Source organism: Actinoplanes sp. NPDC051633 (assembly GCF_040681735.1).
GTDB lineage: Bacteria > Actinomycetota > Actinomycetes > Mycobacteriales > Micromonosporaceae > Actinoplanes.
The window spans coordinates 1-10450 of sequence record NZ_JBFAZH010000072.1 but is presented as its reverse complement, the minus strand read 5'-3'; the positions used below and the strand labels follow the sequence as shown (position 1 = coordinate 10450).

Sequence of the window (10450 nt, the reverse complement as noted above, 5' to 3'; positions counted from 1 at the left end):
GTCAGGCCCAGCGGTCAGGCCCAGCGGTCAGGCCCAGCGGTCAGGCCCAGCGGTCAGGCCCAGCGGTCAGGCCCAGCGGTCAAGCCCAGCGGTCAAGCCCAGCGGTCAAGCCAGCGGTCAAGCCCAACGGTCAAGCCCAACGGTCAAGCCCAACGGTCAAGCCCAACGGTCAAGCCCAACGGTCAAGGCCAACGGTCAAGGCCAACGGTCAAGGCCAACGGTCAAGGGGAGGGACTGAGGGCCGAGGGACGGCCGAGAGCCGAGGGCCGGCGACCGCGGTCGAGGCCAGGGTCGGCGGCCAAGCGGTCGAGAGCCAGGCCGTCGAGAGCCAGGCCGCCGAGAGCCAGGCCGTCGAGAGCCAGGCCGCCGAGAGCCAGGCCGCCGAGAACCAGGCCGCCGAGAACCAGGCCGCCGAGAACCAGGCCGCCGAGAACCAGGCGGTCGTCTCTCGGCAATCTCACCTGGCGGGCTGCGCTACAGGCGCGCTCATTCTCAAGCTCCCACACGCGCGGGCATCCTCGCCGCACCGGTGATCATCGCCCGCTGGGCCGCATCGACGTTCTCCGGATGGCACCTAACGCACGCCGCAACAAGGGCAGTCGAACGCGTCACGCAAGGTTCCACGAGGGGACGCCGCCCGAATGGACGCGAACTATCTTCGCGTCGGACCACCGAACGGTGTCGAACATGGAGACTGATGCGACAGCGCCTTTTGCCTGCTATCGGCCAGGGTTCCGCGGCTTTCTTGCGACAGGCTGAGCGCGTTGTCTTGACTTTGCCATCGCGCGCGCTAATCGCCGAGCGACTTTCCGCCAAACACTCGATCTTGGCCATCTAGAACGACAGCGGCGTAGTTCGCCCGAAGATCCAAACCTCAGGAGAATCGCTCTGACAGAATTTGTTTAACATTAAACTGTCGCGGCCGTTGCGCCGCAGGTCAGAGTCATCGCTACATTGTGGAGCCGGGCATGAAGAAGGCACGTGATCCGCCAGTCTCACGTGCCTTGCGGTCTCAACCCCGCCAGCGCCCCCGCTGACGCGGAAGTCAGCCCTCGGCGCCTTCTTCCTCTACGCCGATCATGCCCACTATCCGCTCGAGATCGTCGACCGTCGCGAACTCGATCGTGATCTTGCCCTTGTTCCGTCCAATGTCGACCTTGACCCGTGTGTCGAACCGGTCCGACAGTCGCTCGGCCAAGTCGTTCAAGGCCGGCGCGTGCACCTTCGGGCGCCGGGACGGGGTTGCCTTCTTCGCCGGGCCGTCCGCAATCGCCAGTGACACCAGTTCCTCGGTGGCGCGTACCGACAGGCCCTCGGCGACGATGCGCAACGCCAGCTGCTCTTGCGCTTCGCCGTCGTCGAGGCTGAGCAGCGCCCGCGCGTGGCCCGCCGACAAGACGCCGGCCGCGACTCGGCGCTGGACCGGAGCGGGGAGGTTCAGGAGGCGGATCGTGTTCGAGATCTGCGGGCGGCTGCGCCCTATGCGCTTCGCCAGCTCCTCGTGCGTCGCTCCGAACTCGTCGAGTAGCTGCTGGTATGCGGCCGCCTCTTCGAGGGGGTTCAGGTTGGCGCGGTGGATGTTCTCGAGCAGGGCATCGCGCAGCATGGCGTCGTCGCGTGTGTCGCGGACGATCGCCGGGATCGACTCCTTGCCGACCGCCTGCGCCGCACGCCAGCGGCGCTCACCCATGACGAGCTCATAGTGACCGTCGCCGAGGTCGCGCACGACGATGGGCTGAAGGAACCCGACCTCCTGGATGGAGATCTTCAGTTCCTCGAGGGCTTCTTCGTCGAAGACGTGCCGCGGCTGCTTCGGGTTGGGCACGATCGCCGTGACTGGAAGCTCGGCGAAGCGCGCGCCGGGCACCGGAGCCAGCTCGCTGGTCGGTTCGTTGCGCAGCGGCTGCGGCTCCGGGTCGGGCTCGGGCTCAAGTGCCGGCTCGGGCGGTGCCGTGAACTGCGTCGGCGCCGGCGGAGGCGCGGGAGGAGGACTTGCCTCCTCTGTCGCAACGGCGGCGGCCGGCGCGGTTGGAATCAATGCGCCCAGGCCCCGGCCGAGGCCTCCCCGTGGACGGTTCTTCATGCGGTGCCTCCGTTTTTGACCCCACGCATCGCGATCTCCAGAGCGGCTTCGAAGTAGCTGGTAGCGCCGCGCGAGCCGGGGTCGTAGGTCATCACGGACTGGCCGTAGCTCGGTGCCTCCGAAACCCGGACGTTGCGTGGGATGACCGCCTGCAGGACCTTCTCACCGAAGTGGTTACGCACATCCTGCTCGACCGCGTCGGCCAGCCGCGTACGGCGGTCGTACATGGTCAGCAGGATCGTCGAAACGTCCAGCGTCGGGTTCAGGTGTTGGCGCACGAGGTTGATGTTATTGATCAACTGGTTGAGGCCCTCCAGTGCGTAGTACTCGCACTGGATGGGAATCAGCACCTCTTGCGCCGCGCACAGGGCATTCACCGTCAGCAGGCCGAGCGACGGCGGGCAGTCGATGAAGACGTAGTCGAACTTCTCCGGGTGGGCGGCGATCGCACGCTGCAGGCGGGACTCTCGAGCGACCACCGACACGAGTTCGATCTCCGCACCGGCCAGGTCGATCGTCGCCGGCACGCAGAACAGGTTCGGGATCCCCTCGACCGCCTGCGCCACCTCGCTCAGCGGCACGTTGTCGATCAGGCAGTCATAGACGTCGGGTACGCCGGCGTGATGCGGCACGTTCAGCCCGGTGGACGCGTTACCCTGCGGATCGAGGTCGACCACCAGTACGCGGTTGCCGTGGAGCGCCAGCGCAACCGCGAGGTTGACGGTCGTTGTGGTCTTACCAACGCCACCCTTCTGGTTGGCGACGCAGAGAACCCTCGGATGATCAGGCCGCGGCATAGTGATCTCACCGCTCGGATTGAGGATCTGCACAGCACGCAACGCTTCCATGGCAAGCGGCGGATCGTCTTCATCCCGGCCCGGCGTTTCACGTGAAACATGCTCGTCCGTGTCACCGTCAGCCTCTTGCACCGGTATTCCCGGTACACCCGGCACGGGAGCGGAGCCCGAGACCTGAGCCACCGGGCCAGGGGCATCCGAGCGCGGCGAGGGCGCGGGGTTCCGCGGCTCCGGCGAGTACCCGCCGTCGGCTGACTGCGGACCGACCGGCGTGCCGTACACCTGACCGCCGGAGGCTTGTGATCCTGCGTAGCCCGTGCCTACCCGCGGCTGCGGCACTCCCTGACCACCGCCCTCGGGGGCGCCCACCGATGATCCAGTGCTTCCGGTCGAAGCCGGTCCGTCGGTGTATGAATCGCCGGATGCAGACGGACTCATGCCCGTGGATGGGTTGGTTTCACGTGAAACCACGCGTCCGCTGAGACGCCCGTCGTCGAGGCCATTGCCGTACTCATGCACCGTCTTGTCCCTGCCTGCTTGGAATGGGTCGGCACCGCGTGAGCCCGCCTCGGTACCGTCGGGCGATGCACCGGATGGGGCAGAAGGCGGTGCATCGGGTGGGCCCGCCAACCGGTCCACATTATCGACGCGCGGCCAGCCTACGGCCGTCGGGCGGGCGTTGCCACGCCTGTCCGCCTGATAGGGCGACGCATCGTGAACCACATCCACCGCTGGAGTAGTCCTAGTCGAGACGACCGACGAGACGTCACCTGAAAGCGTTGCCGCGTCGATCGAGGAGAGCGAGCTGGAAGCTGAAGTCGGCGCCGTCAACGCCGAGGGTGACCAGGCTAGGACCAAGGGCGCGTCGCCAGCAAGACCCAAATCGAGGCCTGTGGATAACGCCGGCTCGCCGCTCCTGGCAGCCAGAAGACCGGCATGCGCCGGGAGCGCCGCGCGCGCTGTGTCGTGCGTCTCAAAGACCAAGAAGCCGGGTACGAGCGCCAGCGGCGCTCCGTAGGCACGACCCCCGACGCCGGGCCAACCGGTGTCCGAAATCGCTCGCCTGCCGCAGGACTCCTCCCCGTCGCGGTCGACCACATCGCCCATCGAGCCGAACGGCGAGCCAGTCTCCTTCAAGGGCGGCTCCAGCACTTCGGTCGGCGCAGAGTCGGACGGTCGCGGGCGGCTCGAGCTGCCGGCAACGAGCGTCCCGCTATCGGCATGCGTCGTCGGAGCCGCCGTCGGCAACGACCCCTCGGAGGGAGCAGCAAGAAGGGGCCTGGACGGCGAGGCCGCAGATGGCGATGCGTTCGGCCGATGTCCGAAGTCAGCCGGATGAGGCCGGGGACGAGGCCTCGTCCGACCAACTGAAGAAGGCCGCGACGGGTGCGACTCACCCCATTGCCCGGCGTTCGACCGGGCGTCAGCGGGCAAGCCAGATCCGGACATGGGCCGCGCCACGGCAGGCGGCCGATAGACCGAACCGGTGCCAAGATCGGGACGGTCCGACGGGGGAGACGAACGACCACGACGAGGCGTCGCCGACGCAAGGACCGCCGGCGAGCTCGGGGAAACGAGCGGAGCAGAGGGACTCTCCGGCGGCTCGGCAGCAGAGCCGTCACCGGCCGACGACCACACCTCCGGCGCCGGCAAAGACTGTGAGACGGCCGACGCGGGCGACCCGGCATTCCCCGAAGAGATCGACACCCGGGGAGGCGCCGACGACATGAACGAGCCGCGATTGGCCGGCGAAGGCGGCGCCACAGTCGGCTCGGGCGTCGAGACAGCGGGCGTTTCGCCGGCGCCGATCCGCCCCGGAGGGTCCTGGTCGGGGGCACCGCGCTGCTGCTTGCCTGATCGCTTGCGTGCGCTGCGCCTGCCCATCCGGACTATCCCCTCCGCGTTCTCCTCTGCCCGGAGCCTCGCCCGCCGGATCGTCCGGCCTTGCGCCCCGAGTCGCCCGCCGCCGTGGCCGGCTTCGACCGTGCAGGCATGACGACCCGTTCGCGGACGATCTCGACCACCGTCGTCGGTGGGTCGATCAGATCCACGCCGCACCGGGAGACGACCGGCTCCGAGCCGCCCAGCCGAGCGACGGCCGCGCGGTGCTCGGCGACCTCCTCCGCGGCGGAGGCTCCCTTGAGCGCCAGCAGCCGGCCGCCCACAGCGGCCAGCGGCAGGCACCAACCGGCGAGCCGGTCCAGCGGTGCCACCGCCCGCGCGGTGACGACATCGGCGGCAGCGGGGGGTCCGCCGGCGATGTCTTCCGCCCGGCCGCGGACGACCGTGACGGTCGCCTCCAGGCCGAGCGCTGTCACCGCCTCGGACAGGAAGGCGGTTCGTCGTGCCAGCGGTTCGACCAGGGTGATGCTGAGATCCGGCCGAGCCACTGCCAGCACGATACCGGGCAAACCGGCACCAGAGCCGACGTCAATCACCGAAGCGCCGATACGGATCTTTTCGGACACGACGGCGCAGTTGATCAGGTGCCGCTCCCAGATCCGGGGCGCTTCCCGCGGCCCGATGAGTCCTCGCAAGACGCCATCGGTGATGAGCATTTCCGCGTACGCAACAGCAAGGTCGAGCCGATCCCCGAACGCGGCTCGCGCCGCCTCGAGCAACCCACCCGGCGGCCGCGCCGAAGACCCCGCCGAAGGCGAAGACGAAGAGGCGGAGGAAGAGGGCTGAACAGACGACGGCCCGGGCGAAGGCTCGCCCGGGCCGGAGTCAGGAAACGACATCACTCAGCCGCACGCACAACGATCCGCCGATTGGGCTCGACGCCCTCCGACTCGCTCTCCACGCCGGAGATCGCGTTCACGACGTCGTGCACGCACTTGCGCTCGAACGCCGACATCGGCTCCAGCCGGACCGCGTCGCCGTGCTCCTTCACCTTCTCGACCGCGTTGCGCGCCACCGCCGCCAGCTCCTTGCGCCGGGTGGCGCGGTAGCCGCCGATGTCCAGCAGCAGACGGCTCGGCGACCCGGTCGCCCGGAAGATCGCCAGCCGCGTCAGCTCCTGCAACGCCTCCAGCGTGGCGCCGCGCTGGCCGACCAGCGGCTGCAGCCGGCCGCCGACCACCTCGACCATCGGCCGGCCCGCCGACACGAGCTCGTCGATGTCGCCGTCGTAGTCGAGTATGTCCAGCAGCCCTTCGACGTAGTCGGCGGCGATCTCGCTCTGCCGGAACAGGTCGCTGTCCGAGGCAACGGTCTCCGACGTCTTGGTCTCCTCGGGAGCCTCGGTTTCTGCTTCGACCGGGGCCGTGTCGGAGGAGGTAGAGCTGGTGTCGGTCACTATTTCATCTCCGTGGTGATTGCTGTCCCACGCCGAGGCGTGGCGAGGTCTCGTGCGGAAGGTCAGCTCCGTGGCTTGTTCGCCGGTCGGGCGCCCTTCTTCGGGTTCGTCGGCTTGGCGCCGGGTTTGGGAGCGCGGGCCTTGGCGTCGACCACCGGGCTCTGCGGCTCGGGCTCGACGGTCTTGTTACGGCCGAAGAGACCACCGGTACGCGTCGTCGGCTGCACCGGCCCTGCACCCTTGCCGTTGCTCTTGGCGGGCGCGCCCTTGGCCGGCGGAGTACGCGCGGTGCTCCCGTTCTTCCCGACCATCGGCGGCGGCGGGAACTTCCGCAGCACCCACTGCTGCTGGGCCAGCGTGAAGAGGTTGTTCGTCACCCAGTAGATGACCACACCGATCGGGAACAGTGAGCCCGACACCAGCAGCGACAGCGGGATGCCGTAGAGCATCAGGCGCTGGATCATCTTCTGCTGCGGGTCCTCGGCCCAGCCCGTCTTGAGGATCATCTGGCGGCTGGTCAGGTACGTCGTACCCATCATGATCAGCACCAGCACGGCCGCGATGATCTTCACCGTGGTGCCGTTGGCCTCCAGCGCGGCCAGCTCGGACACCGACGAGCCGAACTTCGCCGGCAGCGGGACGGTGAACAGCGAGGCGTGCGTCGCGCTCTCGAACTGCTCGACGGTCCACCCGTACAGCGTCTTGCCCTGATTGTCCGGGCTCAGCCGCCGCAGGACATGGAACAGACCGAGGAAGACCGGCACCTGCAGGAACATCGGGAGGCAACCCATCAGCGGGTTCGCCTTCTCCGTCCGGTACAGCTCCATCATTTCTTTCTGGAGCGATTCCTTGTCACCCTTGTGCTTCTCCTGCAGCAGCTTGACCTTGGGCTGCAGAGCCTGCATGGCGCGCTGCGACTTGATCTGCTTGACGAAGACCGGGAACAGCACGACCCGGACCGTGACCACCAGGAAGATGATCGCGAGGATCCAGGACCAGTTGGTGCCGAGGAACCGGCCCTCGGGCACGCCGATCGCATCCCACAGGCCCTGCCAGCGCAGGAGGATCCACGAGATGGCGTAGTAGATCCAGTCGAGACTCATTCAGGCTCCAGTCACATCTGCCGGACGGTGACGGATCGGGTCAGGTACCGGGTCGAACCCGCCAGGGTGGAAGGGGTGGCATCGCAGCACGCGCCAGATCGCGAGGAGCGTCCCCCGCACGGCGCCGTGCCGCACCAGGGCTTCCTGGGCGTACGCGCTGCAAGAGGGATAGAACCGACAGCGGGCCGGCAACGCCGGGCTCAAGTACCGACGGTACGCGACGATCGGCGCGGTCAGCACGCGGGCGGCCCTGCTCATCGGCGTCGCCGAGGAGATCGGGCGGCCGCCAGGGCCGCGTCGAGGTCGGCCCGCAGGGTCTCGAACGTTGCCGAAGCGGCGGCCGGGAGCGCACGGACGACCAGCGTGGCACCACTGGGCAGGGCGCCGAGCCGGGGGCGTACCAGATGACGCAGCCGGCGGCGCACCTTGTTGCGCACCACCGCGTTGCCGACGGTCTTGGACACGACAAAGCCGGCGCGCGCCTCGAAGGCTTGCGCCGGCTCCTCGATGTGCAGATGGACGACCAAGGTGCCGCGACCTGCTCGGCGGCCACCACGAAACGCTGCGGTGAAGTCGCTGCTCTTCCGCAGTCGCTGCGCCGCGGCCAGCACGACTACCAGGGCATTCCGGGCCCGGCCCAGCGTCGGCTCAGGCCGACAGCTTGCCGCGGCCCTTGGTACGCCGGTTGGCGAGGATGGCGCGGCCGGCCCGGGTGCGCATGCGCAGCCGGAAGCCGTGGGTCTTCGCGCGACGGCGGTTGTTCGGCTGATAGGTGCGCTTGCTCACGTCAGAACTCCGAATCGGTGCAATACGAGTGCAGGGGGCATCGCTGCCAGGCCACCACTTTACCAGGGGCCCGGAGGAGCAACCGCTCGACCCTACGCAGGCACCCTGCGGTGGTCAATCATCCCCGGTCACGGCACGCCGGGCTCGATCTTAGTTCGGCACAGATGGCGGTCTCTCTGCGGAGGAAGTGAATCTCCGTGCGGTGGCGGCGCATCAGCGGGTGGGACGCCGGTTGAAGCAGCGGCGGCAGCGCTGTTAGCGTGCCCGTTTGCTGGTCCGACGTGTCGTGCGCGGCTGGGCCGAGCGGAACCGGACGACGCGTGAATCGTTCGGCACGGTGAGCGCGTTCCCGCGGCCACCGACCCACTCGGCCGGGGAGCCCACAGCTTGTGGATAACCTGTGGACAGCCGGTAGCGCCAGAAACGTCTGGGGGGAGCCGGCCTGCTGTCAGGGTTAGTCGAGGGCAGGGCGGTGGACCGGTCAAGGCCATCGGGGGTCGGTGGCGATGGGGGTGGCGCGGCGGTGGCCGATTCGGTCGACCTGAGCGGGGTGTGGACCGCAGCGACGGACGAACTCGCGGACGAGATCGTCTCGGCGCAGCAGCGTGCCTATCTCCGGCTCACCCGCCTGCGCGCGATAGTCGAGGACACCGCATTGCTGTCGGTGCCGGACGCCTTCACCCGCGACGTGATCGAGTCGCGCCTGCGCCCGGCGATCACCGACGCATTGTCCCGCCGGCTCGGCCGCCCGATCCAGGTCGCGGTGACGGTCCGGCCCCCTGAGGACGGTTCCGGCCGGCCGGGCACGGTCTACGGCGCCCCGCCGCCGATGGACATGCCGGCGCAGAACCACTACGCGGAGCCGACCGGGTCGGCCCAGCACTCCGCGCCCTCCCCGTACCCCCGCAATGTGCCCGCGGCGCGCGACGGCCAGGACGCACTCTTCGCCGCGCCCGTGCCGCAGCCGCTGCCGCAGACCCACACGCCCACGCTGTCCGCGCAGCCGGTCACCGCTCAGCCCGCCGCCGGACCGGAGAAGAAGCCGAACGACTCCGGCCGGCGAATGGCGACCGAGCCGTCGCAGTTGCGCGACAACCTGGGGTATCAGGACGATCGCCGCGACGACACCTTGCGAATGGGTCAGGGCGGCGATTCCGGCCCGATGCGCAACACCGCCAATCAGGACCGCCGGCCCAGCGGCACCGACGGCAACCGGCTCAACCCGAAGTACATGTTCGAGACCTTCGTCATCGGTTCGTCGAACCGCTTCGCGCACGCCGCGTCGGTGGCGGTTGCCGAATCGCCGGCCAAGGCCTACAACCCGCTGTTCATCTACGGCAGTTCCGGCCTGGGAAAAACCCACCTGCTGCACGCGATCGGCCATTACGCAACAACCTTGGGCCATGCCCGCTCGGTGCGTTATGTGTCCACAGAGGAATTCACCAACGACTTCATCAATTCCCTGCGCGACGACAAGACGCAGGCCTTCCAAAGGCGCTACCGCGACGTCGACATCCTGCTGATCGACGACATCCAGTTCCTGGAAAACCGCGAGCGCACCCAGGAAGAGTTCTTCCACACCTTCAACACGCTGCACAACGCCAACAAGCAGATCGTCATCAGCTCCGACCGCTCGCCACGCCAGCTGGCCACCCTCGAGGACCGGATGCGCACCCGCTTCGAGTGGGGCCTGCTGGCCGACATCCAGCCGCCCGACCTGGAAACGCGCATCGCGATCCTGCAGAAGAAGGCCGCGCAGGAACGGATGTTCGCGCCCGACGACGTCCTGGAATTCATCGCGTCACGGGTCTCCAACTCGATCCGCGAACTCGAGGGCGCCCTCATCCGCGTGACGGCATTCGCAAGCCTGACGCGCAGCTCGGTGCAGTTGTCACTGGCCGAGGAAGTCCTGCGCGACTTCATGCCGGACGGCGCCGGCCCGGAGATCACGGCAGACCAGATCATGGTGTCGACGGCCGACTATTTCGGCGTGAGCCTGGAGGATCTGCGCGGCCATTCCCGCAGCCGAGTCCTGGTGAACGCCCGCCAGGTGGCGATGTATCTCTGCCGGGAACTGACCGACCTCTCACTGCCGAGAATCGGCCAGGCATTCGGCGGCCGCGACCACACGACGGTCATGCACGCCGACCGGAAGATCCGCCAGCACATGGCGGAGCGGCGGTCGCTCTACAACCAGATCGCGGAGCTCACAAACCGCATCAAACAAAACACCTGAAACCATTCCCCGGGTACGAGCACACCGGAGTCCCGCCGCGGCGGCGGCCCAGCTGCAACTAAAGGCCGTCCCAAACCATCCGGCCCAGAGGTCGGCGCACGGTCCGGGTAGGCGTCGGCGCTCGCGCCGACCGGTGGTCTAGGTGGC

Annotated in this window: 10 protein-coding genes; 1 reads left to right on the top strand and 9 read right to left on the bottom strand. The window is 68.4% G+C overall.

All coding sequences use genetic code 11. The features are described from left to right. Window positions 1-221: 221 nt before the first annotated feature. From AB0M20_RS07035 to rpmH, 9 genes are all read right to left on the bottom strand, one after another. Window positions 222-461 carry a hypothetical protein gene (locus AB0M20_RS07035; RefSeq protein ID WP_364295034.1) on the bottom strand — a complete coding sequence of 80 codons (240 nt, stop codon included), beginning with the start codon at window positions 459-461 and terminating at the stop codon, window positions 222-224. Window positions 462-1045: 584 nt separating this feature from the next. Further along, the gene (locus AB0M20_RS07030; RefSeq protein WP_364295031.1) at window positions 1046-2083 is read right to left on the bottom strand and encodes a ParB/RepB/Spo0J family partition protein; all 1038 of its coding nucleotides are present in this window, start codon (window positions 2081-2083) and stop codon (window positions 1046-1048) included. After that, a complete protein-coding gene (locus AB0M20_RS07025) occupies window positions 2080-3063 on the bottom strand; it encodes an AAA family ATPase (RefSeq protein ID WP_364295037.1) in 984 nt (327 codons plus the stop codon). The genes AB0M20_RS07030 and AB0M20_RS07025 overlap by 4 nt, the downstream gene beginning before the upstream one ends. A 1706-nt stretch (window positions 3064-4769) precedes the next feature. Continuing rightward, window positions 4770-5501, bottom strand: coding sequence for a 16S rRNA (guanine(527)-N(7))-methyltransferase RsmG (gene rsmG, locus AB0M20_RS07020; protein WP_364295028.1), 732 nt, complete (start codon window positions 5499-5501; stop codon window positions 4770-4772). A gap of 119 nt (window positions 5502-5620) precedes the next feature. Beyond that, a complete protein-coding gene (locus tag AB0M20_RS07015) occupies window positions 5621-6178 on the bottom strand; it encodes a R3H domain-containing nucleic acid-binding protein (RefSeq protein ID WP_364295025.1) in 558 nt (185 codons plus the stop codon). Between the two features lie 62 nt (window positions 6179-6240). Further along, window positions 6241-7281, bottom strand: a complete 1041-nt coding sequence (gene yidC, locus AB0M20_RS07010; RefSeq protein ID WP_364295022.1) for a membrane protein insertase YidC — start codon at window positions 7279-7281, stop codon at window positions 6241-6243. After that, on the bottom strand, window positions 7282-7539 hold the full coding sequence (yidD, locus tag AB0M20_RS07005) for a membrane protein insertion efficiency factor YidD (RefSeq protein ID WP_364295019.1): 258 nt from the start codon (window positions 7537-7539) through the stop codon (window positions 7282-7284). Then, window positions 7536-7892: a ribonuclease P protein component gene (gene rnpA, locus AB0M20_RS07000; RefSeq protein WP_364295016.1), complete on the bottom strand. Its 357-nt coding sequence runs from the start codon at window positions 7890-7892 to the stop codon at window positions 7536-7538. Before rnpA ends, yidD begins: the two co-directional genes overlap by 4 nt. 37 nt (window positions 7893-7929) lie before the next feature. After that, window positions 7930-8067: a 50S ribosomal protein L34 gene (gene rpmH, locus AB0M20_RS06995; protein WP_364295013.1), complete on the bottom strand. Its 138-nt coding sequence runs from the start codon at window positions 8065-8067 to the stop codon at window positions 7930-7932. A gap of 523 nt (window positions 8068-8590) precedes the next feature. On the opposite strand from rpmH, the gene dnaA reads away from it, so the two are divergent. Beyond that, window positions 8591-10303, top strand: a complete 1713-nt coding sequence (dnaA, locus tag AB0M20_RS06990; RefSeq protein ID WP_364295010.1) for a chromosomal replication initiator protein DnaA — start codon at window positions 8591-8593, stop codon at window positions 10301-10303. The last annotated feature ends 147 nt before the right edge of the window (window positions 10304-10450 follow it).